This is a genomic window from Alteromonas gracilis (assembly GCF_043642145.1).
In the GTDB taxonomy this organism is placed as follows: domain Bacteria; phylum Pseudomonadota; class Gammaproteobacteria; order Enterobacterales; family Alteromonadaceae; genus Alteromonas; species Alteromonas gracilis_B.
Genome location: NZ_JBHZRZ010000001.1, coordinates 742,429 through 765,363, shown reverse-complemented (window position 1 = coordinate 765,363; position 22,935 = coordinate 742,429). Strand labels below are relative to the sequence as shown.

The 22,935-nt window shown below is 44.8% G+C and carries 24 protein-coding genes; 8 read left to right on the top strand and 16 right to left on the bottom strand.

The features are described 5' to 3' along the window. Positions 1-44: 44 nt before the first annotated feature. Positions 45-941 carry a TIGR01777 family oxidoreductase gene (locus tag ACHUFN_RS03270; RefSeq protein ID WP_394220872.1) on the bottom strand — a complete coding sequence of 299 codons (897 nt, stop codon included), beginning with the start codon at positions 939-941 and terminating at the stop codon, positions 45-47. A gap of 23 nt (positions 942-964) precedes the next feature. Beyond that, positions 965-1,333: a dihydroneopterin triphosphate 2'-epimerase gene (gene folX / locus ACHUFN_RS03265; protein WP_105931964.1), complete on the bottom strand. Its 369-nt coding sequence runs from the start codon at positions 1,331-1,333 to the stop codon at positions 965-967. Between the two features lie 73 nt (positions 1,334-1,406). Here folX and ACHUFN_RS03260 point away from each other — a divergent pair, with 73 nt between their 5' ends. Then, entirely contained in the window at positions 1,407-2,447 is a 1,041-nt protein-coding gene (locus ACHUFN_RS03260) for an AI-2E family transporter (RefSeq protein ID WP_394220871.1), read from the top strand. A 425-nt stretch (positions 2,448-2,872) separates the two neighbouring features. Here the strand turns inward: ACHUFN_RS03260 and ACHUFN_RS03255 are convergent, their stop codons facing one another. The 10 genes from ACHUFN_RS03255 to ACHUFN_RS03210 form a co-directional block, all read right to left on the bottom strand. Beyond that, positions 2,873-4,204 carry an ATP-binding protein gene (locus tag ACHUFN_RS03255; RefSeq protein ID WP_394220870.1) on the bottom strand — a complete coding sequence of 444 codons (1,332 nt, stop codon included), beginning with the start codon at positions 4,202-4,204 and terminating at the stop codon, positions 2,873-2,875. Then, positions 4,201-4,875 carry a response regulator transcription factor gene (locus ACHUFN_RS03250; RefSeq protein ID WP_394220869.1) on the bottom strand — a complete coding sequence of 225 codons (675 nt, stop codon included), beginning with the start codon at positions 4,873-4,875 and terminating at the stop codon, positions 4,201-4,203. Before ACHUFN_RS03250 ends, ACHUFN_RS03255 begins: the two co-directional genes overlap by 4 nt. 1 nt (position 4,876) lies before the next feature. Then, positions 4,877-5,146, bottom strand: coding sequence for a PepSY domain-containing protein (locus ACHUFN_RS03245; protein WP_394220868.1), 270 nt, complete (start codon positions 5,144-5,146; stop codon positions 4,877-4,879). A gap of 462 nt (positions 5,147-5,608) precedes the next feature. Further along, a complete protein-coding gene (locus ACHUFN_RS03240) occupies positions 5,609-5,908 on the bottom strand; it encodes a YciI family protein (protein WP_394220867.1) in 300 nt (99 codons plus the stop codon). Between the two features lie 4 nt (positions 5,909-5,912). Next, the gene (gene trpA / locus ACHUFN_RS03235; protein WP_394220866.1) at positions 5,913-6,722 is read right to left on the bottom strand and encodes a tryptophan synthase subunit alpha; all 810 of its coding nucleotides are present in this window, start codon (positions 6,720-6,722) and stop codon (positions 5,913-5,915) included. Continuing rightward, positions 6,722-7,903, bottom strand: a complete 1,182-nt coding sequence (gene trpB, locus ACHUFN_RS03230) for a tryptophan synthase subunit beta (RefSeq protein ID WP_014976090.1) — start codon at positions 7,901-7,903, stop codon at positions 6,722-6,724. The genes trpA and trpB overlap by 1 nt, the downstream gene beginning before the upstream one ends. 20 nt (positions 7,904-7,923) lie before the next feature. Then, positions 7,924-9,333: a bifunctional indole-3-glycerol-phosphate synthase TrpC/phosphoribosylanthranilate isomerase TrpF gene (trpCF, locus tag ACHUFN_RS03225; protein WP_394220865.1), complete on the bottom strand. Its 1,410-nt coding sequence runs from the start codon at positions 9,331-9,333 to the stop codon at positions 7,924-7,926. Further along, on the bottom strand, positions 9,326-10,357 hold the full coding sequence (trpD, locus tag ACHUFN_RS03220) for an anthranilate phosphoribosyltransferase (protein ID WP_394220864.1): 1,032 nt from the start codon (positions 10,355-10,357) through the stop codon (positions 9,326-9,328). Before trpD ends, trpCF begins: the two co-directional genes overlap by 8 nt. Beyond that, the gene (locus tag ACHUFN_RS03215; protein WP_394220863.1) at positions 10,350-10,982 is read right to left on the bottom strand and encodes an aminodeoxychorismate/anthranilate synthase component II; all 633 of its coding nucleotides are present in this window, start codon (positions 10,980-10,982) and stop codon (positions 10,350-10,352) included. The genes trpD and ACHUFN_RS03215 overlap by 8 nt, the downstream gene beginning before the upstream one ends. Further along, positions 10,979-12,691 (bottom strand): anthranilate synthase component 1, encoded by a 1,713-nt coding sequence (locus tag ACHUFN_RS03210; protein WP_394220862.1) that lies wholly within the window; start codon positions 12,689-12,691, stop codon positions 10,979-10,981. The genes ACHUFN_RS03215 and ACHUFN_RS03210 overlap by 4 nt, the downstream gene beginning before the upstream one ends. 278 nt (positions 12,692-12,969) lie before the next feature. Here ACHUFN_RS03210 and ACHUFN_RS03205 point away from each other — a divergent pair, with 278 nt between their 5' ends. The 6 genes from ACHUFN_RS03205 to dkgB all read left to right on the top strand — a co-directional run bounded on the left by ACHUFN_RS03205 (position 12,970) and on the right by dkgB (position 18,184). Further along, positions 12,970-13,827 carry a PHP domain-containing protein gene (locus tag ACHUFN_RS03205; RefSeq protein ID WP_394220861.1) on the top strand — a complete coding sequence of 286 codons (858 nt, stop codon included), beginning with the start codon at positions 12,970-12,972 and terminating at the stop codon, positions 13,825-13,827. A 178-nt stretch (positions 13,828-14,005) separates the two neighbouring features. Further along, positions 14,006-14,626 (top strand): L-threonylcarbamoyladenylate synthase, encoded by a 621-nt coding sequence (locus ACHUFN_RS03200; protein WP_394220860.1) that lies wholly within the window; start codon positions 14,006-14,008, stop codon positions 14,624-14,626. 146 nt (positions 14,627-14,772) lie between these two features. Further along, positions 14,773-15,636 (top strand): segregation and condensation protein A, encoded by an 864-nt coding sequence (locus ACHUFN_RS03195; RefSeq protein ID WP_394220859.1) that lies wholly within the window; start codon positions 14,773-14,775, stop codon positions 15,634-15,636. After that, positions 15,623-16,216, top strand: coding sequence for an SMC-Scp complex subunit ScpB (scpB, locus tag ACHUFN_RS03190; protein WP_394220858.1), 594 nt, complete (start codon positions 15,623-15,625; stop codon positions 16,214-16,216). The genes ACHUFN_RS03195 and scpB overlap by 14 nt, the downstream gene beginning before the upstream one ends. 40 nt (positions 16,217-16,256) lie before the next feature. Further along, a complete protein-coding gene (gene rluB, locus ACHUFN_RS03185) occupies positions 16,257-17,153 on the top strand; it encodes a 23S rRNA pseudouridine(2605) synthase RluB (RefSeq protein WP_014948949.1) in 897 nt (298 codons plus the stop codon). 227 nt (positions 17,154-17,380) lie between these two features. Continuing rightward, positions 17,381-18,184, top strand: a complete 804-nt coding sequence (dkgB, locus tag ACHUFN_RS03180) for a 2,5-didehydrogluconate reductase DkgB (RefSeq protein WP_394220857.1) — start codon at positions 17,381-17,383, stop codon at positions 18,182-18,184. A gap of 220 nt (positions 18,185-18,404) precedes the next feature. Here the strand turns inward: dkgB and ACHUFN_RS03175 are convergent, their stop codons facing one another. Together ACHUFN_RS03175 and ACHUFN_RS03170 are read right to left on the bottom strand one after the other, a co-directional pair. Next, positions 18,405-18,983, bottom strand: a complete 579-nt coding sequence (locus ACHUFN_RS03175) for a sugar O-acetyltransferase (RefSeq protein ID WP_394220856.1) — start codon at positions 18,981-18,983, stop codon at positions 18,405-18,407. A gap of 41 nt (positions 18,984-19,024) precedes the next feature. After that, a complete protein-coding gene (locus ACHUFN_RS03170) occupies positions 19,025-19,696 on the bottom strand; it encodes a DUF4097 family beta strand repeat-containing protein (protein ID WP_394220855.1) in 672 nt (223 codons plus the stop codon). Positions 19,697-20,397: 701 nt separating this feature from the next. On the opposite strand from ACHUFN_RS03170, the gene ACHUFN_RS03165 reads away from it, so the two are divergent. Beyond that, positions 20,398-21,684, top strand: a complete 1,287-nt coding sequence (locus ACHUFN_RS03165; RefSeq protein ID WP_394220854.1) for a DUF445 domain-containing protein — start codon at positions 20,398-20,400, stop codon at positions 21,682-21,684. 122 nt (positions 21,685-21,806) lie between these two features. Here ACHUFN_RS03165 and tmpT read toward each other — a convergent pair whose 3' ends face one another. Together tmpT and ACHUFN_RS03155 are read right to left on the bottom strand one after the other, a co-directional pair. Next, a complete protein-coding gene (gene tmpT, locus ACHUFN_RS03160) occupies positions 21,807-22,460 on the bottom strand; it encodes a thiopurine S-methyltransferase (RefSeq protein ID WP_394220853.1) in 654 nt (217 codons plus the stop codon). 99 nt (positions 22,461-22,559) lie between these two features. Beyond that, positions 22,560-22,916, bottom strand: coding sequence for an outer membrane protein assembly factor BamE (locus tag ACHUFN_RS03155; protein WP_394220852.1), 357 nt, complete (start codon positions 22,914-22,916; stop codon positions 22,560-22,562). Positions 22,917-22,935: the final 19 nt, after the last annotated feature.

Below are 22,935 nucleotides of genomic sequence, written 5' to 3'. Positions count from 1 at the left end.
GTGTCTGTCCACATTGAAGATGAACATTGAAAAAAAGCTTATGGCTATGCGCCGTAAACTTCGTCTAAAGCTTCCTTAACTGAGGGATAAGCAAACGTAAATCCAGCGGCGGTGAGCTTTTGTGGGATCACTCGCTGTCCTTCTAAAATCATCGTAGATGATTCGCCCATTGCTATTTTCATCACAAAGCTTGGTACATTGAATAGGCAAGGTCGGCCGAGGGCACTGGCTAAGGATTTTGAAAAGACTTTATTAGTAACCGGTTCAGGTGCTGTTAAATTAAAAGCACCTCGACAAGAGTTGTTATTTAGCAAAAACGCAATAGCACCCACCATATCTTGTAAATGAATCCAAGCTAAATACTGATCGCCACTACCCAGTGTACCACCAGCGCCCAACTTGAAAGGCAGTGCCATTTTATCAAGTGCTCCACCTTTTTTAGTCAGAACCACACCAGTTCTAAGTGTCGCAACCCGCGTTTTTTCCTGGTTTACACTATTGGCAATTGACTCCCACTTCGCGCATAACTCGTTGGTAAATTCCACATGTGGTTGCGTATCTTCGGTTACAACCTTATCGCCCTGATTTCCGTAAAATCCAATAGCTGAGCCTGATAAGAATACGTTTGGCGGATTAGCGCTGTCGTTAAATTTTGAAACGAGTTCAGTGGTTATATTCCAACGGCTGTCACAAATTCGCTTTTTTTGAGTGTCTGTCCACCGCTTATCGGCTATTGGCTCTCCTGCTAAATTCACGACGGCATCGAAAGTGTCGAAATTCTTAACCTCAGAAATAGCTTCTACCACTTCGACGTTATCTCCCAATATGCTTTTGGCTTTAGCTATATTGCGTGATACCACAGTGAACGTATGTTCGCGCGAATATTGTCGAATAAATTCGCGTCCAATTAGCCCAGTACCGCCAGTCATTAGAATGTTCACGGTAAACTCCTTGGTGGATTAACTTACTCAGACTTATTGCAAGATAGTGTTAATGATACCGAATCAGAAAATCTAAGCGCGTGGGGTTTATCTACTTCAACTTCGGCGTAACGAACTGATGAGTGCTCTGCAGCAATACTTAAAACATCTGCGGTAAGCTTTTCTAGAAGTGAAAAGCGATTATCTTCCACAAGCTTAATGATGGCTTTGGTGATAGTCTTATAATTGAGTGCGTCGCTCATATCATCAGTGTTAGTTGCTTTTTCTGCGTCGTAGTCAATTTTTACATTTACAACCACGTCCTGTTTGTTTTTTATCTCATCTTCATTGATGCCAATGTAAGTGCGTAGTCTTAGGTTTTTAATTTTTATAGTCGCAAGATTAAAGTTCATCGGTGTCTCTTGTTTGTAGTTGTTTATAAGTCGTTGTAAAGTATTGTCGTTTCAGTCAGGAATGTAGCACAAAATGTCAATGGAACTACGCTCGCCAACAGCAAAAATTCTTATCGTTTTAGCATGTTTAGTGGTGGTAATGGCCGGAATTAAAGCGGCCAGTACGATCATGGTGCCATTTTTTCTCTCTATTTTTATCGCTATAGCATGTAGCCCAATCATACGTTGGACATCTAAATTTGGTGTGCCTAAGTGGCTTTCTATCACCTTTGTTATACTACTTATTGTTGTTTTTGGTTTTCTTTTAGCTGGCTTAGTTGGCCAGTCAATGACCGAGTTTCGAGAAAATTTGCCCGAGTATAGAAGTAAGCTGGATACAGAGTTCGCTTGGGTTGTGACGAAATTGGCTGAATTCAATATTCATATTAATCGAGAGCTCATTGCTTCCCACCTTGACCCCGCAACAGCAATGTCGGTAGCAACAAATTTTATAAGTGGAATGGGGGGCGTACTGTCCAATCTCTTCTTAATTCTCCTTACTGTAATTTTCATGCTTTTTGAAGCCGATAGTATTCCTCGTCGCTTGCATATAGCACTGGCAGACCCTGACATGAAGCTTAAACATATCGACAGATTTATTCGTTCAGTAAACAGTTATTTGGCAATCAAAACGGTAGTAAGCTTAGGAACGGGGCTAATTATTGGCGTTTGGCTATATGTGATGGGAGTTGATCACTTTATGCTTTGGGCAGTCTTGGCCTTTATGCTTAATTTTATTCCCAATATCGGCTCTATAATTGCTGCGGTGCCCGCGGTATTAATTGCTTTCGTTCAGCTTGGCCCTGCCTCTGCGGGTTTTGCTGCGCTAGGCTTTGTGCTTGTCAATACGATAATGGGTAATATGGTAGAGCCCAGGTTGATGGGTAAGGGCATGGGGCTATCTACACTTGTGGTATTCCTTTCATTGATATTTTGGGGCTGGTTGCTGGGTACCGTTGGTATGCTGCTTTCAGTGCCATTAACCATGGTTGTAAAAATAGCACTGGAATCTCGCGAGGAAAGCAAGTGGCTTGCAGTTCTGTTATCGAGTGAAGGTGAGAAGACTACGGCCTAAAGACAGAGCTTTGATAAAAGTAGTGGACAGACACTTATCTGTTACTGATGAAAGCTGTTGAATAGGCAATGATCGAGTAACGTAGGAAGTGTGTGTCCGAAACATCCCATGCGTACGTAAAAAGTGGACAGACACTTTTTCGTTACAGATGAAAGCTGTTGAGTCGGCGATGATTGCGTGATGTAGGAAGTGTGTGTCCGAAACATAGCATGCGTACGTAAAAAGTGGACAGACACTTTCTCGTTACAGATGAAAGCTGTTGAATAGGCAATGAGCGAGTAACGTTATAAGAGTCTGTCCGATTCATTACATGTATCTTTTACGTTAGCTGCACCTTGTGAATTAAGTGACTGTCCAGAGTAGTGTTGCTTCTGGAAGTCACTCAAAACAATATGAGAGTTCTTCAAGAAGTGTCAGATAAGGCATCAATCGTGATTGGGAAACTCAAGAATTATACAGGCACCGCCAAGTGCACTATCCTCAATTCTCATCCTCCCCTCATAAATCGAGACTAAGTCAGCGGCTAATGCCATACCAATGCCATGGCCTTCTGTATACGCATCAAGGCGCGTACCTCGCTCTAACAAATGCAGCTTTTTATCGTCAGGTATACCTGGACCATCATCTTCAACTTTAATCGTAAGCCAGCTGTTTTTTGTTTCTGCTGAAACAATAATTCTGTTTTTAGCTGCTTTACACGCGTTGTCTAATAAGTTGCCGCAAAGCTCCATTAAATCGGTTTCGTCGCCTTTGAATTGGGTGTTTTCGTCTAACTCGAGCTCAATCGTAAGTGCTTTGTCTTGATACACTTTGTCCATGGCATCAGCAAGCTTGTGCAGAACCGGAAGAACATTGATTGCCTGCTGCCATCCCAACTTACCCGCACTCGCCCGTTTCAATTGGCGCTTAATTATTTTATCGATTTGTTGTAAAGCCTCATACACTTCTGCGGTTAGGCCTTTGCTCCCTGATGCGACGGCAAGCGGAGTTTTCAAACTATGCGCTAAATCGCCTAAGCTATTTTTGTACCTTATTCTTTGTGCGGCTTCAGTTTGAAGTAACCCGTTAATAGACTGCTTTAAAGAATCAAATTCAACGGGATAACGTGCCTCAAGCTGTCGTTTATGGCCACTAGATGTTTGTGAAATTTCATCAATCAGCTTTCTAACAGGCAGAAGAACAAGGCTAATACCAACGATGATGAAGATAAGAAGCGCTACGCAAAGAGTGAATATCCACTGCCATGTAGTGTTTAAAAACGTGTTTCTCTCGTCCTCAAAAAGTGCTTTGTTGTTGAATATGTAAAACCTGACGGGCTCGAAGTCTCTACTCGATGCAAACTCCGCAGTGAAAGCATATACAAAAAATGAAGCGTTCTCTTCAAATGAGGGGGTGTGAGACTCTAGAAATAACTCGTTGCCCACTGCAACATCTATTTCAGGTGGCGAAAAAGTGTATTCGAGGGCTGACGCAGATTGCCAAATCACTTTATCTCGAAATACGATAATGCCAAGATAGCCTGAGCCCGGAAGATTTAACTGCTCTTCGTACAAAATTTCGGGCATGTAGGGCATGTCGCCATCTAGTTCGAAAGCAGAAAGTAAGCCTAAATTCATCAGCCGAAGCTCGCTCATTTTCGCTTGAGTTAAACTATCTGTATAAGCTTCATCTAAAATAACAACAGTAAAAGGCGCAAAAAAGGCCAGCAGTACAATTGCCAGAGAGATGCTTCGCAAACGAAGCGACAACTGCCTCATAAGCTTCTATTTATCCTGTAACCCCTACCTCGAAGGGTCTCAATAGGTTTTAATTCTCCAGATGGGTCGAGTTTTTTGCGCAATCTACCTACGAAAACTTCAATAACATTGCTGTCTAAATCAAAGTCTTGATCGTAGATGTGCTCGGTAAGCTCTGTTTTCGAGATAACCTTTTGCGGGTTAAGCATCAAGTATTCCATAACTTTATACTCGTACGCCGTTAACTCTAGTGGTTGGCCGTTTAGCGATAGCTCTTCACTGACCGTATCCAGCGATATAGGGCCGAACTGGATAGTAGGGTTTGCTTGACCCGAAGAACGTCGAATTAATGCTTTAGTTCGGGCAAGTAGCTCTTCATTGTGAAATGGCTTGGTAAGATAGTCGTCAGCACCCGCATCCAACCCTTCAACTTTTTCTTGCCATCTATCTCTTGCAGTTAAAATAAGTATAGGGCAGGAAATATCAGCCTGACGGGCTTTTCTAATAACCTCAAAGCCGTCAAGCTTTGGCATACCAATGTCGACGATGGCGAGGTCATAGTTGTACTCTTGAATTAGAAAAAGCGCGTGCTCACCATTGTCGGCTAAGTCAACGCTGTAACCGTTTTGCTGAAGTAGTGCGTCCAGTTGAGTCAATAATCTGCTATCGTCTTCGGCTACGAGGATACGCATGTTAATCCTTATCTTTACTTGTTTTTACCTTGCCTGAGCGTTTGTCTACGTCTACCGATACTACTCGTCCTGACGTTGTCAGCACTTTTACACGGTAGTTTTTTGAGGTTTGCTCTACTTTCAAAACGCGGCCATTTACTGCTACACGTGCGCGCTCCGCAGCTTCGCTTTTTGATATACCGCCGCCAGAGTTTTGCAATGCCGCTGCTGGTGCGATGTTAGATAGAGCTAACACTAAACAAACCAATGCAGCACGAAGCGATAATGTCATACAACCTCACAATTATTTTCCCACTCAGTCCAACTTACAGATAAGTATAACGTTGCAAACTGAACCCATTCTGAACTTAGGTTAGTCTACCTCGCTGATTAAAAACTGTATATAAGCCTTAAGTAAATGACATTGCTGGTAAACCAATAACGTGGACAGACACAAACTTTGCGAGCTGTACCTCAAAATTAGTGCTTATTTGTTGAAGTAAGCTGAATAATCTTTACGCTTACTTTGAAAAAGTGTCTGTCCACAATTAGATTCAACCAATAAAGTGTCTGTCCACAATTAGCTTCGATATGTCGGTTAGCAAACGAGTGACTGTCCACAATTAACGCAAGCTCTCTTCATAACAGTCAATGAAACAAAAAAGCCCCTGAAAACCAGAGTAATCCGGTTTTCAGGGGCTTTCGCTTGAGTGGCTATGTATCGCTATCTAAAAACAAAAGATAGCTTAAAAACCTAAGGCAATACCTTTTTGTAAGGTTTAACTACAACACTTTCATACACACCAGCCTCAATATACGGGTCGGCGTCTGCCCATGCTTGAGCAGCTTCTAGTGAATCAAATTCAGCTACCACTAGCGAGCCAGTAAACCCGGCTGGGCCAGGATCTGGGCTATCAACCGCAGGAAAGGGGCCCGCCATTACCAAACGGCCTGCACCTTTTAACGCATTCAAACGCTCAAGGTGAGCAGGACGCGCCGCAAGGCGTTTTTCTAGGCTGTCTGCTACATCGGTAGCACAAATCATATATAGCATGCGCTTATCCTTTTGCCGTTGCTGCTTTCATGCTTTCAACAAAGCTGCCGAGTTCGCTTAGCATTTTGTGACTGTCCGACAAATTGGCAGCGATGATATTCACCGTCGCCGAGCCAGAAATCGCGCCAGCGGCACCTGCGTCAATAGCAGATTTAACCTGTTCAGGTGTTGAGATACCAAAACCTAACAATGCTGGTGCTGCTTTGTGTTTGTTTAAGCGCTCAATAAGCTCTGATGCAGGCACGTTTGCTGCCGTTTCTGCGCCAGTAACGCCCGCACGGCCCAGTAAATACGTATAGCCTTTTGAGTATTCACCAATTTTTTCCATGGTTTCGTCTGTGGCATTCGGCGGGGCAATCAATATTTGTGAAATGCCTGTTGCTTCGGCAGCTTTTTGGAAAGGCGCCGCTTCGCGAATTGGCACGTCTGCAACCAAAATTGAATCAACGCCTGCTTCTTGCGCTTTGCTGTAAAATTTCTCAACACCTTGGGCCATAACCAAGTTACTGTAAAGCAACAAACCAATTGGAACGTTAGGGTATTTCGCGCGAACCCGTGAAATTACGACCAAGCAATCTGCCACCGTCACCTTGTTGCTTAATGCGCGAATGGCTGACGCTTGGATAGTAGGGCCATCAGCGATGGGGTCAGAGTAAGGGATACCCAATTCAAGTGCGTCTGCACCGCTTTCAACCAGCTGACAAATAATGGCTTCAGATTGTACTAAATCGGGGTCACCTACCATAACAAAAGGTACGAATGCGCCTTGGTTCTTTTCATCAAGGCCCGCAAACATTTGTGCATATCTATCCATTATAAATCGTCCCCTAAAATGTTGATTACGTGCGCTAAATCTTTGTCGCCACGACCCGATAAATTCACTACGATTATGGTTTCTTCTTCCGCTTCATCTGCCATATTCAGCGCATGAGCAAGGGCATGTGACGACTCAAGGGCAGGAATAATACCTTCTTTTCGTGCAAGCAATTGGAATGCATTCAGCGCTTCTTCGTCAGTGGCGGCCACATATTCCGCGCGGCCAATGTCGTGAAGGTAAGCATGCTGAGGGCCTACCGCAGGGTAGTCGAGCCCCGCCGATACGGAATAGCTCTCTTCAATTTGGCCTTCTTTGTCTTGCATGATGAAGGTGTAAGCGCCGTGAAGAATACCTTTTGTGCCCGTCACGATTGTTGCACCGTGTTCTTTGGTGTGCACGCCTTTACCCGCAGGCTCAACGCCCACTAAGCGCACAGAAGGCTCATCAATGAAGTCGGCAAACATACCGATAGCATTTGAGCCTCCGCCCACACATGCTACTACTGCGTCAGGCAAGCGACCTTCTTTTTCCATAATTTGTGCGCGAGTCTCTTCACCAATCATGCGGTGATATTCACGAACAATGGTAGGGAAGGGGTGAGGACCCGCGGCGGTGCCCAATAAATAGTGCGCTTTATCATAGTTCGCAGACCAGTCGCGCATGGCTTCGTTTACTGCATCTTTAAGCGTACCAGAACCTGCGTTTACAGGAATAACCTCTGCGCCCATAAGCTTCATACGGAACACGTTTGGTGCTTGGCGCTCAACGTCTTTCGCACCCATATAAATACGCGCTTTAAGCCCAAGCAATGCACATGCTAACGCGGTTGCTACACCGTGCTGGCCTGCGCCAGTTTCGGCGATGACTTCTTTTTTACCCATGCGCTTAGTAAGTAGCGCTTGGCCTAACACCTGGTTAGTTTTGTGCGCGCCACCGTGCAGTAAGTCTTCGCGCTTTAGGTATAATTTTACCTTAGGGTTACTCACTAGGTTGCGAGTTAATGTCATAGATGTGGGGCGACCGGCATAGTCTTTTAACAGAGATAAAAACTCTTCGTTAAATGTCGGGTCGTCCTTGGCATCCAAAAATGCTTTTTCCAACTGATCTAACGCCGGAATAAGTAGTTCGGGCACGTACATGCCACCAAATTCGCCAAATTTTGTATCTAACTGGTTCATTACGTTGTCCTGTTTTTAAATTAGTAACGGCGGCAAACGGTAAAAAGCGCGTCGAGTTTATCTTCGCTTTTCACGCCGGGTGTAGTTTCTACGCCTGAATTCACATCGATAGCGCCACAGCCAGTTGCAATAGCATCTGAGACATTCTCGGGGCTAATACCGCCAGCAAGCACCAACTTATGCTTCGCTTCAATGTCATTTAATAACTGCCAGTTGAACGCTTCGCCTGTACCGCCCTTTGCATCGCCTACTTGGCAATCCAGAAGAACGCGGCTTACAAGGCTATTATTTAAGTGACTGTCCACTGCTTCTGGTAGTGCGTCAGAAGAGGTTGCTTTAACACCTTCGACTTTCCAAATTTCACAACTTTCTGGGAGCTTGGCAGCAAGCGCAGAAATGTAGGCGTCATCTTCGCTGCCGTGAAGCTGCACGGCAAAAAGGTTAAGCGAGGCGGCGAGCGACACCACTTCATCAATGTCGTGATTAACAAACACACCCACAAAAGCTCCGTCAACGCTTTGCGTTATGGTCAAAGCCTGTGCTTCACTCACACAGCGTGGCGATTTTTCAGCGAAGATCAGCCCGCCAAAGCTTGCGCCTTTATCAAATGCCATTTGTGCCTGTTCTGGGGTGGTAAGCCCACACACTTTAACTGCACCATTCACTAACGTTTTCACTGCGCGTGGAAGGTCAGCCTCGGCCATCAAAGCACTGCCCACTAAGAAGCCTTGGGATACAGGCGCTAAACGAAGCACGTCTTGGTGTGTGTAAATGCCCGACTCTGAAATAACCACGTAATCGTGCGTGGCTTTTTCAAGCATGGGCACAAGGCGTTCGGTGGTGGCTAAATCGGTAGAAAGATCGCGTAAGTTGCGATTGTTGATACCAATAATGTTAGCTTCAAGGGCAATGGCGCGCTTCATCTCTTCTTCATTACTTACTTCGGTAAGAATGTCTAACGACAGAGCATTAGCAATGTTTGCCAACTCGCGATACTCGTCATCATCTAGCACGCTAAGCATTAATAGCACTGCGTCGGCATTGTAGTGACGGGCTAAATACACTTGATAGGTATCAACGAAGAAATCTTTGTTAAGCACAGGCTGAGCAACGCGCTCAGTAACATAAGCTAAGTACTCAAATTTACCCTGAAAATACTTCTCGTCTGTTAGCACTGAAATACCGGCAGCGTAAGGCGTGTAAGCCGCTAAAATCTCGTCTAAATCGAAATGCTCTCGAATGAGGCCTTTTGAAGGCGACGCTTTTTTACATTCGAAAATAAAGCCTGCGTTTGGCTCACTAAGTGCCGCAAATAAACTCTTTTGGGAAGGCACTAGGCCAGCCTTGAAGTTTTCTAGCGGCAGCGCTTCTTTACGTGAGGCCACTTCTTCTCGTTTGTCTGCAACAATTTTCTCAAGCACATTAGCCATTCGTGCTTACCTCCTGAGTAATTTGGGCAACCTTCGTTAATAACTGCGTCGGCAACCCCTCGGCCATAGCGTTCATCGCCATTTCGGCCCCTTCTTTAAAGGTTGAGGCTTTACCGGTTACTTTCAACAGTGCTCCGCAGTTCATTGCGATAGCTGCGCGGTGTGCCTCTTTACCTTCGCCGTTTAGCGCCGCTTCAACAAACTGTCTGTTTTCTTCAGGCTCGCCACCTTCAATTGCAGAAAGTGGATAATGAGGTAAACCGAAGTCTTCAGCGGTAACGGTAAGCTTGCGAATATCGCCATGCTCAAGGTCGTAAATCATTGATTCGCCGTGAAGTGCTAGTTCATCTAAGCCGTCGCCATGCACAATCATGGCGCGATGCTGACCAAGCAACATAAGCGTTTTTGCATAGGGTTCAAGCAGTTCGGGAGAGTATACGCCGAAAACGCCGTGAGTTGGACCCGCTGGGTTCGCCAGTGGCCCCAGTATATTAAATAAGGTTCTAGTCTTCATTGCAGCGCGCACGGGGGCTGCGTGACGCATGCCGGCGTGATAAACCGGTGCAAAAAGAAATGTGAAATTTGCTTCATCTAAGCATTTTCGCGATGTTTCTGGGCTTATTTCTAAATTAAGTCCAAACTGGCGAAACAAATCAGCAGAACCAGACTTGCTCGACACACTGCGATTTCCGTGTTTCGCTACCTTCACACCACACGATGCGGCCACAACTCCTGCGGCGCTAGAAATATTAATGGTGTTGTGACCATCGCCACCCGTACCAACGATGTCGGCAAATTCATAAGACGGTGTTGGGAAGGGCAGTGCGTTTGCAACCATAGCACTCGCCGCACCCGCAATTTCGCTAGGTGACTCTTTTTTCATTTTCAGCGCAGTAAGCACAGAGGCAATCATCACTTCGCTTTGCTCTCCGTGCATGATGCTGTTAAACAAGCTGTATGCCTCGGTTTGCGACAGCGATTCTCGCAGCATAATTTGTTCTAGTAGAGGGCCCGCGTTAAGCATGGTTTGCTTCCTGTAACGTTAAATAGTCAATACTTTGCTTTAACAGCAAACTGCCGTGGGCTGTTAAAATAGATTCTGGGTGAAATTGGAAACCCAACATGCGATCTTCGCTATTGTAAACTGCCATTACGGCCTCACTGCCGTCATCGTTTACTGTAGAAGCGCAAACAGTAAGGTTTTCAGGCAAGGTATGTGCCACTAAAGAGTGGTAACGTGCAACATGTAAAGGTTGCTGCAGATCTTTAAACATGGCGTCTTCAGAATGGGTAATGGCAGAAGACTTACCGTGCATAACTTGGCTGGCGCGACCCACGGTGCCGCCGTAATGTTCAACAATGGCTTGGTGCCCCAAACAAATTCCGATAACGGGGAACACGCCGTGTACCTTTTTAAGTAGCTCAGGCATACAGCCAGCTTCACTTGGTGCGCCTGGACCTGGCGACAACATAAGAAGCACTGGGCCTTTTGTAGCTTGCTCCTGCATTCTTTCAAATAGCGCATTTGCAGATACCGTGTTGCGGTATACTTTTATATCTAAATTTAAAGTGCGCAGTTCATCAACAAGGTTGTAGGTAAATGAATCTACATTGTCGAGCAAAAATAAGGTGGTCACTTGTTGGTTCATGCATTGCCTCCTTCATGTAACGCAACGTCAATGCCTTGGGCCTCTTCCAGAAGCGCCGCTTTAACCGCGCCAATTACCGCTTGTGCTTTAGCACGGGTCTCATCTGCTTCGGCTTGTGGAATAGAGTCGTGTACAACGCCTGCACCTGCTTGAATGTAGGCCTTGCCGTTTTTAACAAAGGCTGAACGTATAACTATACAAGTGTCCATATCGCCATTGCCATTTAGGTAACCAACGGCGCCACCATAGCTGCCTCGGCGCTTGTGCTCTACTTCACGAATTAATGTAGCTGCGCTTATTTTTGGTGCGCCAACTAAGGTGCCCATATTCATGCAGGCTTGATAAGCATGCAGTGGATCTAAATCGTCACGCAGCTGGCCTACCACACGTGACACTAAGTGCATCACGTGAGAGTAACGGTCGACTTTAAGTAAATCTTTTACATAGCGCGTACCCGGGCGGCTTACCTTGGCTACATCATTTCGGGCAAGGTCAACCAACATAATGTGTTCAGACTTTTCTTTGGTGTCTTCACGAAGGTTTAGCTCAATACGGCTGTCTAAATCTCTATCAATACTGCCGTCGGGGCGCTTACCGCGAGGGCGAGTACCGGCAATAGGGTAAATCTCTACCTGATTGCTTTCCCTTTCGTATTTAAGCGCTGATTCTGGAGAGGCGCCAAATATACTAAAAGCGGCATCTTGCATGTAAAACATGTAAGGGCTTGGATTTGATTCTTTAAGTTTAGCGTAGGCAAGTAGCGGCGACGGGCAGGGGAGAGAGAATGTGCGCGAGGGCACAACCTGAAAAATGTCGCCGGCTAGAATGTGCTGTTTTAGGTCGAGCACATGATTGCAAAACTGTTCATCACTTAAATCAACGCTAACTTCAACGCTTGGGTCAAAAGAAGAAAGTGACTGTCCGTGTACGGTATCGGTATTTGAAACGAGTGACTGTCCACTTTGCGCCTCTATGTGCTTTGCTGCATTTGTGCTTACTAGCACGGGCTTGGCAGGCATATCGTGTAGCTGCTGATGAATCGACTCTAAGCGCTGCGCTATGGCAAAGTATTGCTGTGCAACATCTTGCCCGCTAAATACACTGCCAATTAAATGCGTTTCGCGAGTTTGGTGATCAACAGTAATTAAGGTTTCAGCTAAATAGAATACAAAATCTGGACAGTCATTTTCACCTTCTGCGACACCAGGCAACTTTTCAAAGCCTGCCAACATGTCGTAGGCAAATACGCCGCCTAAAAAGACTGCGTGGGGGTGCTGGCGAATAGGCGTAATCTTGTTGATTACAATGCGAAGTGCGTCCATTACGCTCGCGGCTTTTAATCGGCTGTCTTCATCAAGCTCGCTGTCAGCGTCATTGCACACCAACGTAATTGAAGTGTCTGTCCTTTCTTTGACGTTTAAGCCATCTGGTGCGTGAGAAGCAAATAAGGGCAACACAGAAGCGCCATTTGCGGTGAGCGCTGTCACCTCAACGCGGTTGCCTCTGCATTCCATACGCAGCGCTGCATCAACCATTAGCAAGCTTTGTAGGTCATCTTTAGAATCAATTTCGGCTGACTCTAAGAGCAGCGCGTTGCTTTTGTTTCCGCATAAATGGGCAAACGCAGCAAGGGGGTCGTCCACATATCTCCCAACTTGCTCTATTGTTTCTACTTTGCCTGGGGAAGTTCCCAGTTCCGCTAAACTCATTTTTGCTACTCTCCAATTGCAAAAAGATAAAAAAAAGGCCCGTATAAACGGGCCTTTATGTGTATTCATTCACGCACTACAGTGCACACCGCCCGTTAAGTTAGGGAGTGCCACCACCAAGCTGCAACTGTCATTGCTGTTGAAATATTGTATGAATGCATGAATTACTCGTTGTTTTTCCAAACTTCAATAGGATTTGAAGCGGTTAGTACGTATACTTTGTGTATATAGAAGAAAACAAATTGCCTTTTGTGTCAACCTAAAATTTGCATAAGACATTGAAAATAGATCTACATAGTCACACAAAATACTCTGACGGCCATTTAACGCCAGAAGAATTAATCCTTCGCGCGCACACTATGCAGGTGGATGCACTTGCTGTTACCGACCACGACACGGTTGCTGGTTTGGAAGAAGCGCATGCTACGCAAGCAAAGCAAAAACGAGCGCTAACCATTATTGATGGTGTTGAAATTTCAACTACGTGGCACAGTTTCGACATCCATATAGTTGGGTTAAATGTGGACAGACATTGCCCAATGTTTCTTGAGCGGCTGCAAGGTCAGTCTCAAACTCGCGAAACCCGGGCTGAGAAAATTGCCGATAAGCTTGAAAAGTGCGGCTTTGAGGGTGTTTTAGCGCGCGCAAAAGCGCTGGCGGGCGTTGGGCAGGTAACGCGGGCTCACTTTGCACGAGTATTGGTAAACAATTACGGCGTGCCCAGTATGGATGCCGCGTTTAAAAAGTACTTAGGGAAAGGCAAACGAGCGGCCGTTAAAGCTGAGTGGCCAAGCATTGAAACGGCTATCACATGGATCCACGAAGCAGGTGGACAAGCCGTTCTTGCTCATCCTGCCCATTACGACATGACAGCAAAGTGGCTACGGCGCTTGGTGGCCTTGTTTGAACAAGCCGGTGGCGATGCTATTGAAACTGTGTTCCCAGGTATCAATAAAACAAAGCAGGAACTTATCAACGAGCTTGCGCAAACTCATCAGTTGTTAGCATCGGCGGGCTCTGATTTTCACTTCCCGTCTCGTTGGACTGAGCTGGGTAAGAACCTAGGCATTAGCAGTAAACTCACGCCGGTATGGCATAATTGGCAGCTGTTTGAAGGGCTGACGGCTGAGAGTTAAGAAAATCTAATTTAACACTGTCACGGTATAAACCTGTGGTGTAAGTTAAATAGTTAACGTGCGGTTGATGAGCGTTTTCACTAACAAATAGGCCAACAGAAGCCCAACAAGTAGACAGTCACACACCCGGTTGGCAAAGTAGTGCTGTCGATGACGCTTTTTTGAAAAGGAAGTATTTATGAGTCAATTTTTCTATGTACACCCCGACAACCCGCAAAAGCGCTTAATTAGCCAAGCCTGCGAGTTAATTCGGGAAGGTGCTGTTGTAGTGTATCCTACCGACTCAGGCTATGCCATAGGCTGCCAAATGGAAGACAAAAAGGCGCTTGAGCAACTGTGTCGCATTCGTCAAATAGATAAAGACCACAATTTTACCTTAATGTGTCGAGATATGTCTGAGCTTTCGATTTATGCAAAAGTAGACAACACGGCCTTTAGACAAATTAAAAACAATACGCCGGGGCACTACACGTTTGTGTTGAAAGCGACCCGTGAGGTACCAAAGCGTTTGCAAAATCCTAAACGAAAAACCATTGGTATTCGTGTGCCTGACAACGCCATTGCGCTAGCGTTGTTAGAAGAGCTGGGCGAGCCGTTAATGTCTACGTCTTTGATTTTGCCAGGCAACACCATGGCTGAATCAGACCCTGATATCATTCGCGACAACTTAGAAAAGCAAGTTGGGCTTATTATTCACGGTGGTTACATTGGCGAGCAGCCAACGACTGTGGTGGACTTATCGGAAGATGCGCCGGTAATTTTACGCCATGGTACGGGCGATCCATCTCCGTTTGAATAACCTTATATGTGCAGCATTGGTTTAGATATTCGCTGGTTAAGCAAGTGTGTTTTCAGAAACAATGTTGATGGGATGCAGCGTAAGCACCTAAATAATAAAATCAATAATAGTCGCTTTGATAGCGTGTGAGAAACGGTTGTCGAACTGTGTCAGAACTTGTTGAAGAAAAAAATACAGGCAATGAATCGCCGACTGAAAAGTCGCTTGCAACGCCCGTCCAGCAACCGTTACCGCTAGCGTTCATAAATGGCGAAGCGCTAATTGAAAAACCTGAAGATCTTTTCATTCCCCCAGATGCGCTAGAAGTCATATTAGAGACCTTTGAAGGGCCTCTCGACTTATTGCTTTATCTAATCAGAAAACAGAAGTTTGATATCACCACATTGCCCATCGCTGATGTTACCAAGCAGTATATGGAGTATGTGGATGCCATGATGTCGCTGAAACTTGAGCTGGCGGCAGAGTATTTGCTGATGGCAGCCATATTGGCAGAAATTAAGTCCAGGCTTCTACTACCTAAACGCAGTGACGATTCCGACGAAGAAGAAGACCCTCGCGCAGAGCTTATTCGCCGATTAAAAGAATACGAGCTAGTAAAGCAAGCAGCGGAAGATTTAGATATTCAGCCACGACTAGAGCGTGATATTTTCCAACCACATGTTGAGCTGAGTGAGAGTGTAGCGCCAATTCGTATTGAGCCTGATGTTTCTTTAGCAGAAATTGTATTAGCGTTTAGCGCAGCCATGAAACGTGCTGAAGCTTTTGAGCACCATACTATTGAACGGGAAGCGCTGAGCACCCGAGAGCGCATGTCGCTTATTTTGTCGTTACTTACAACAGCAGAATATACGCCGCTTGAACGCCTATTTACGGTGGATGAAGGGAAAGCTGGCGTAGTGGTTTGTTTCTTAGCAATTCTAGAATTAGTAAAAGAACAGCTAATTTTATGCATTCAGGCAGGTCCTTACGCAAAAATTCATGTAAAATTAGGTGCCCATGAAGAAAATTAACACGGCGCAGCTTAAACAATTAGTAGAGGCAGCAATATTTGTTGCTGATAAACCAATTTCAAAGCAGCATTTAAAAGAAACGGTACTTAATGAGTTTACCGTTGCCGACAGAACCTTGAGTAAGGTGCTTAACGAGCTAAAGTTAGATTATCAGCCACGAGGTATTCAGCTGGTGGAAGTCGCGAGTGGCTATCGTTTTCAGTCGTTAGATGCGTTAAGTCCGTGGTTAAGTAAATTGTGGCAGGAAAATGCGCCAAAGTATTCTAGAGCAATGCTCGAAACATTGGCGCTTATTGCCTATCGTCAGCCTATTACACGCGGAGAAATCGAGCAGGTAAGGGGCGTGGCGGTAAGCAGTAATATTATAAAGACACTCACAGAACGAGACTGGGTTAAGGTAGTAGGCCACAAAGAAGTGCCTGGGCGACCAGCGCTTTATGCAACTACCAAAGGCTTCTTAGACTATTTTTCGATGACGTCGTTGAGCGATTTGCCCAATGCTGACGCTTTCGAAAATATGGCAGAAAGCATTGCGTCAGACTCGCCGCTTAAGGTGTTAAATGAGGCACCGTCTGAATAGACCGTGCGACCGTAAACAAGCAATTAAAGAGTGAAAACCCATGACTGAAAAGTTGCAAAAAGTGCTGGCTAACCAAGGGCTAGGCTCGCGACGAGAAATGGAACGTTGGATTGAAGAAGGCCGAGTATCGGTCGATGGTACCAAAGCTACTTTAGGGGATAGAGTTGATCACACTGCACAGATTCGTGTGGATGGTCATTTGCTTTCTCGCCAAACTGAACAGCCAATTTGCCGGGTGCTGATGTACAACAAGCCCGAAGGTGAATTGTGTAGCCGTCACGACCCTGAAGGTCGCGATACAGTATTTGACCGCCTTCCTGCTATTCGACTAGGACGTTGGATTACAGTAGGTCGTTTAGATATGAACACCAGTGGCTTACTGTTATTCACTAACGACGGTGAATTAGCAAACCGCCTTATGCACCCTAAGTGCGAAGTAGAGCGCGAATACGCCGTTCGCGTATTTGGTGAAGTTACGGGTAAAACGCTACATACGCTTCAAAAGGGTGTGGAGCTAGAAGACGGTGAAGCTAAGTTTCTTACTATCTCTGGTGCGCCTACGCCTCAGCATGCTGAAGATGAAAGCATGAACCGCTGGTATAACGTAACGTTAAAAGAAGGGCGTAACCGCGAAGTACGTCGCCTTTGGGAATCACAAGGCGTGCAGGTTAGCCGCTTAATTCGCGTTAAGTATGGCCCAATTGAACTGCAAAAGCGTCTACCGCAAGGTGCGTGGGTGGAACTAGGGTTAGAAGACGTGAACGCGCTTCGTAGCCACGTTCAGCTGCCAGATGAAACGCAAACGATGGTTAACGTGCGTCAAGGTAAACTTGACCACGCGCGCTTAAGCCGTATGCGTCGCTCGGTTAAAAAGCATAAAGTGCGCAAGCAACAAGGCTTAAACAAACGTGCTGGGCGCCCTGCAAAACGAAAGTAGCGTTAAATAAACGTTCAGGTATGTACTAAAGCCGCAAGCTCACGCTCGCGGCTTTTTTGTATTCAGCGGTAAGTAGGGAGTGATTAAAGCTCTTTAAATTTACATGAATAATAGCTTTACCATCGTTATTTAATCGCTTTAGGCGATCTTCTTTTTCCACGAAGGCGTAGCAAAAGTGTATCTGCTACGGCAGATTGTATTTGGCTAACATGGATAAGGAGACGGTAATGAAAGATATGCCTCAGCTAGGAATGGGAACGTTTCGGTTAGAAGGTGAAGTAGCCCGAGAATCTGTGAGCAAGGCGCTGGAAGTTGGCTTCAGGCACATCGACACCGCGCAAATTTACGGTAACGAGGCGCAGGTAGGTGATGCGATTAAAACTAGCGGCCTCAATAGAAACGAGCTATTTGTAACAACCAAAGTGTGGCATGAATCTCTAGGTGAAGGCCACTTTATTCCAAGCGTTCATGAAAGCTTGGAAAAATTGAAGCTAGAGTATGTTGACTTGCTTCTAATTCATTGGCCGTATCCAGGCAGTGATGTAACGCTGGAAAGTTACTTAGGCAGTCTTGCAAAAGCGAAAGAACAAGGCCTGACCCGTCATATTGGTGTATCTAATTTCACAATTGATTTGTTAAACCACGCTGAAGAGATGTTGGGAAAAGGCGAAGTTTATACAAACCAAATTGAAATCCATCCTTTCATGCAAAATAAGAAAGTTGTTGAAGCCTGCAAGGAAAAGGGCGTAAAGGCGACCGCCTACATGCCATTCGCTGTGGGAAAGGTAATGAAGGACGAAACTTTATTACGAATTGCGCAAAACCATAACGCGACGCCCGCACAAGTCGTATTGGCATGGATGGAGAAGCGTCATATTTATGCAATTCCTTCATCAACCAGTAAAGAGCACTTAGCGGAAAACCTAGCCTACGGCGGCGTACAGTTAAGCGAAGAGGAACTTGCGCTTGTAGATGGCTTGGACAACGGTGAACGTATTGTAAACCCTGATTTTGCGCCAAGCTGGGATTAACACTTTATCGTACACCTTCGTTTTTATCAATCTTCCAAGCGAATATCAGATGAAACCACGTTACGTGTGTCTGAAATAAATGTCATCGGGCCGCCTTTGTGGTTTCAAAGGCGGCTTTTTCAGAATTGAGAAGTTTGGCTAATTAGGTTGTGCCAGCGCGCTAGCAATTAAAAATGTGGGTGACAGTCGCCAAATTTATAAAAGCGCTAGCGTGAGCCTGTTACACGCTAGCGTCTGCATTCTTTACATCTATGTTTTTGATTACTTTTGCTGGGTTGCCACCGATAACCACGTTATCACCAAACGACTTGGTTACCACTGCGCCAGAAGCTACAACCACGTTATTTCCCAAAGTGACGCCTGGATTTATTACTGCCATTCCACCAATCCAGCAGTTGTCACCAATAGTGATAGGTTTGGTAAATTCGATACCCGTTGCACGCTGTTTTGGGTCTATCGGGTGTGTAGCTGTATACAAACCCACCTGAGGTGCAATCATGCAGTTGTCGCCTATGGTGACTTTAGCGGCATCCAAAATGACACAATTGAAATTGGCGTAGAAGTTTTCACCCACATAAATATTTTCGCCGTAATCGCACTTAAACGACGATTCTATGTACAGCCTTTTTCCTGTGCTGCCAAATAGCTGCTTGAGTAATCGAGTACGTTTTTTGTGATCGCTTTGACAGGTAGCGTTGAGTTCATCTAAATGAATTCGGCATTGCTTGCGCAATGCCGTTAGTGTTTTGTCTGACGGAAAATATAATTCGCCAGCCAGCATTTTTTCTTGTTCAGTCATGAAATCCCATAACGTAAGGCTTACTTTAGTTAGCCATTACGTTACTGTGCACTTCTAGAGCTTACAACGACTTTTTGTTTAAGCGCTTCACTTTCAATGTCTAAGTTTACTGGCTGGTTTAAAACAATACTTCCATCAACGATAACTGAACCACTTATAGACAGGGTGGGTTTATCATTCGAACTATCGCCCCACGAATTTTCATTTTCTTTATAAACAATATCGCCCATAACGTGAGTGTCACCAGAAAGTGTGATGTCACCATTACGTGTTTCAATGTGTTTATCGATTTTTGTATCTGTAGCTGTTATGTCGCCGTTAACGGTCTCAACGCTACCGCCTATTTTGCTGTGCGACGGAAGTGTTACATTTCCGTTTACTGTTTCTAGGCCATCAAGAACCGTTAGATGAGAGGATGCGCTAACGTCTCCGTTTACGATATCGATGTTTCGAACGGTTACATGGCTTCCCATCTCTAAATTGCCGTTCACAATGCTAACTTCATCTGCGCCCGCATGGTCGCTTATCTCTACGTTACCGTTTACAGAAGAAATATCGCCAGCATGTTTTCCCTCTGCAATGTCAATATTACCGAGAATAGAGCTTAAATCACCACCTTCTAGCGCGCTAGCGTCGCCTACGTGAATAACGCAACCTGAAAGTAACGAGGCCGAAAGTAACATTGCAGTGCTGGCTAACGTTAACTTTTTCATATTCTTATATCCTTTATTGTGCTTTATTTTTGATTTATATCTTGGTTATACCACATGTTTATCATGTTTCGTGCCATTGTTTAATGTCTTTAAATATCAGTGTGTTAGAGATTTTGGCTAAAAGGGAGTGTTCGCTGAATAGCGGAATGGTTCACTAAGTAGTTTTGTTTGCTACTGCATGGTGAATTTGACCACCGCAATTTGAATAAGAAGCAAACACCTACTGAATGCACACAGAGGCAAGAACGGTAAAGAGGTCAGTTTAGGACAGACACTTAGGTGGCATCGCTTAATGAGTGAGTACAGTTTAGGACAGACACTGAGGTGGCATTGCTTAATGAGCGAGTACAGTTTAGGACAGACACTGAGGTGGCATTGCTTAATGAGTGAGGACAGTTTAGGACAGACACTCAAATGGCACTGCTTAATGAGCAGGGCACTTACTAATATTTTTGGGTTATTACTGAATCTTTATTGTGGTATATAGGCCTATCGTTTGCATGCTAAAAGAAATATATGTAAATCAAAGTCAGCAATGCCTCAATCTACTGACAAAAACAATGTCGAAATAACAGGTAGCGTGAATATTTTCGACTAAGTTAAGCTGCTTTAAACATATCACCTTGCGGCTTCTAGGGTTAGAGGGATATGGAGCGCCATCGTTGGTAAATGGCACGTGGACAATTGAAACGGAGTAGTACATGCAGGATAAATTTACCCAATTAAATAAGGCGAAAAGGCTTGCACTAGCGTGTTTGATTTTTGCAGCCTGTGTGTTTGTTCTTACAATTCTACTTCCCAAAACTTTCACAGAGTTAGAAGGTGCTTGGTGGATGGGGCTTATTAAAATGGCGAGCGAGGCTGCACTGATAGGGGGTCTTGCTGACTGGTTTGCAGTAACTGCGTTATTTAAGCCTATTCCCGCGAAATATCCTATTCCACATACGAATATTGTTGCCAGCAATAAGTCTGTTATCGCTAACAATTTGTCCCTTTTTGTTAAAGAGAAGTTTTTCCATCCTGAAGCAATAGAAAAGCTCATTCGCGAGAGCGACCCTGCCAAAGGCGCAGGCAGATGGTTATCAGTAGATAAAAACTCGACGAGGTTAAGTCGGTTTTTATGCGATGCTTTTGCTGGAGTATTGCGAGTTCTTGATGACAAACCAGTGAAGGCATTTATCGCAAAGACCACGCAAAAAGGACTGAACCAGTTAGATCTTAGGCAATTAATGGCAACATCGTTAGGTGCGGTAACAAAAGAGCGTCAACATCAAGTTGTCCTAGACAGAGTATTGGGAAAGCTTTCCACGCTGCTCGCTGAGCCAGAAACGCAAGTTTACATAGCAGACACATTGGTCGTTTGGCTTAAAACCGAGTACAGCCGCATCGAAAAATTACTACCGTCTAGCTGGCTAAGCGAGCAGGGGGCATTAATTGCGGTTAAAGCTGTGTCGAGTATTCTAGAAGATATTTATCAAGATGAGCACCATCCAATTCGCCATGCATTTGATGAACAAGTACATGAGTTTTTATACGAGTTGCAACACAGCCCGTTGATGGAGAAAAAGGTAAATAGTTACCGAGAAAAAGTTGTTAATGATCCGGCTTTAAAAGAGTATGTGCACAAGTCTTGGGCTAAATTTCACCAGTGGCTGTTAACCTCACTTGAAGAGCAGAATGGAAAAGCTGAAACCAAAGTCTCAGGGCTTTTAAGTGATTTAGGCGCCACACTCACACAAGACAGTGACTTAGCACGCGCGTTTAACAAGCATATCGGTGAAGCAGCAAAATATATGGCACCTGAATTGGCTGAATTCTTAACACGTCATATCAGAGATACGATAAACAGTTGGGATGAGCGTGAAATGGCAAAACAAGTGGAGCTTAATATTGGACGGGATTTACAAAAAGTAAGAATTAACGGCACCATTGTTGGCGGGTTAATTGGGGCAGTGCTATTTGGAATAGAGGCGCTTATTGGCGTGTAGCGCCTCTTGCTGTGTACTCGAATTAGTGTTTACTCGTTTAGACAAACAGCTTTTGGAGTGTTTTCAATCAGACAATAACTTGAGTTGCGAATGCGACTAGCTTTCAATACGTAATTTTAAAATCACTTCGCAATTAAGTGAAACACGAGATTGTCAGCGTCTACCTTACCTTTCAGTTTACCTTCAAGCACGGAACGCTCTAGTCTTTGGATGTGGTAATTCTCTGAGTAAAGCGAGTCTACAGTATCTTCATTTACACTAAACGGAGGACCAGCCATTTCATTTTGGTTGTATTCAAATGAAATGATTAGCTGTGGCGCTCGTTTTGTAATGTCGGTTAAGTGCGCAGCATATTGTTCACGTAGGGGGCCAGGTAAAGCCACCAGTGCAGCTCTGTCATATACCCCGGTAACGACGCCTACGTCTTTTGGCGTGAGTTTAAAAATATCACCGACGTAAATCGTTAAGCCGCCCTTTTCGTAAACTTTTCCATTGGCGGTGCTGGTTACTGTAGGCTCAGCACCAAGCTCTTCGAACAGCTGTATAACGGCTACTTCACTAAGCTCAGCGGCCACTACTTCCACACCTTGAGAGAGTAGCCAGCCGATATCACGAGTCTTCCCACATAGAGGAACAAATATTCGTTTTTGGGTTGTGTTGAGATCATCGGTGTCTAAAAGAACAGATGCGTATTTTACAAGAAGCGCATTACCCTCTGGCTCATGAAATCCAATTTCGTTCTTTTGCCATTTACTGTGCCAAAAACTATGTTCCATATAGACCTCAATTCGGTGTGGTTAATCTCTGAAGGATAACTTTCAGTGAAGCTTGCAATAAAAAAAGGTAGCTTAATTGCGCTACCTTCTTAAACAAGCTTAATTATCAAGTGGTGTGTTGAAGTCTTCTGATAACTCGAAGTCACCTTCAACAGTGGTAACTTTGTTGTCTACAAAGTTAATGATCATTTGTTTTTGGAAATCTTCGCCACGTTTTTTCATACCGCGCTTCATGTCGTAGACGTAGTACCAAGTGTCATCGTCGAATGAATCTTGAACAACAGGGTTACCTAATACATAAATAACTTGTTCTTTAGTCATTCCAACGCGAAGCTTATCAACGTCTCTTTGGTCAAGAAAGTTTCCTTGAGGAACATCGATTCTATAAATCCAGTTCGAGCAAGCGGTTGATGTTAGTGTAATACCAAGAATTACTAGTAGATGTTGCAACTTCATTCGTTAAATTGTCCAGTAT

What these genes read in the sequence shown, in the direction of transcription:
- ACHUFN_RS03210 (WP_394220862.1), bottom strand. Translation starts at nt 12,691, where the DNA reads ATGAGTTTAGCGGAACTGGGAACTTCCCCAGGCAAAGTAGAAACAATA.
- dkgB (WP_394220857.1), top strand. Translation starts at nt 17,381, where the DNA reads ATGAAAGATATGCCTCAGCTAGGAATGGGAACGTTTCGGTTAGAAGGT.
- ACHUFN_RS03165 (WP_394220854.1), top strand. Translation starts at nt 20,398, where the DNA reads ATGCAGGATAAATTTACCCAATTAAATAAGGCGAAAAGGCTTGCACTA.
- ACHUFN_RS03175 (WP_394220856.1), bottom strand. Translation starts at nt 18,983, where the DNA reads ATGACTGAACAAGAAAAAATGCTGGCTGGCGAATTATATTTTCCGTCA.
- ACHUFN_RS03255 (WP_394220870.1), bottom strand. Translation starts at nt 4,204, where the DNA reads ATGAGGCAGTTGTCGCTTCGTTTGCGAAGCATCTCTCTGGCAATTGTA.
- ACHUFN_RS03200 (WP_394220860.1), top strand. Translation starts at nt 14,006, where the DNA reads ATGAGTCAATTTTTCTATGTACACCCCGACAACCCGCAAAAGCGCTTA.
- trpA (WP_394220866.1), bottom strand. Translation starts at nt 6,722, where the DNA reads ATGGATAGATATGCACAAATGTTTGCGGGCCTTGATGAAAAGAACCAA.
- ACHUFN_RS03240 (WP_394220867.1), bottom strand. Translation starts at nt 5,908, where the DNA reads ATGCTATATATGATTTGTGCTACCGATGTAGCAGACAGCCTAGAAAAA.
- ACHUFN_RS03260 (WP_394220871.1), top strand. Translation starts at nt 1,407, where the DNA reads ATGTCAATGGAACTACGCTCGCCAACAGCAAAAATTCTTATCGTTTTA.
- ACHUFN_RS03155 (WP_394220852.1), bottom strand. Translation starts at nt 22,916, where the DNA reads ATGAAGTTGCAACATCTACTAGTAATTCTTGGTATTACACTAACATCA.
- ACHUFN_RS03250 (WP_394220869.1), bottom strand. Translation starts at nt 4,875, where the DNA reads ATGCGTATCCTCGTAGCCGAAGACGATAGCAGATTATTGACTCAACTG.
- ACHUFN_RS03170 (WP_394220855.1), bottom strand. Translation starts at nt 19,696, where the DNA reads ATGAAAAAGTTAACGTTAGCCAGCACTGCAATGTTACTTTCGGCCTCG.
- rluB (WP_014948949.1), top strand. Translation starts at nt 16,257, where the DNA reads ATGACTGAAAAGTTGCAAAAAGTGCTGGCTAACCAAGGGCTAGGCTCG.
- trpCF (WP_394220865.1), bottom strand. Translation starts at nt 9,333, where the DNA reads ATGGCTAATGTGCTTGAGAAAATTGTTGCAGACAAACGAGAAGAAGTG.
- folX (WP_105931964.1), bottom strand. Translation starts at nt 1,333, where the DNA reads ATGAACTTTAATCTTGCGACTATAAAAATTAAAAACCTAAGACTACGC.
- scpB (WP_394220858.1), top strand. Translation starts at nt 15,623, where the DNA reads ATGAAGAAAATTAACACGGCGCAGCTTAAACAATTAGTAGAGGCAGCA.
- tmpT (WP_394220853.1), bottom strand. Translation starts at nt 22,460, where the DNA reads ATGGAACATAGTTTTTGGCACAGTAAATGGCAAAAGAACGAAATTGGA.
- ACHUFN_RS03245 (WP_394220868.1), bottom strand. Translation starts at nt 5,146, where the DNA reads ATGACATTATCGCTTCGTGCTGCATTGGTTTGTTTAGTGTTAGCTCTA.
- trpD (WP_394220864.1), bottom strand. Translation starts at nt 10,357, where the DNA reads ATGCTTAACGCGGGCCCTCTACTAGAACAAATTATGCTGCGAGAATCG.
- ACHUFN_RS03215 (WP_394220863.1), bottom strand. Translation starts at nt 10,982, where the DNA reads ATGAACCAACAAGTGACCACCTTATTTTTGCTCGACAATGTAGATTCA.
- trpB (WP_014976090.1), bottom strand. Translation starts at nt 7,903, where the DNA reads ATGAACCAGTTAGATACAAAATTTGGCGAATTTGGTGGCATGTACGTG.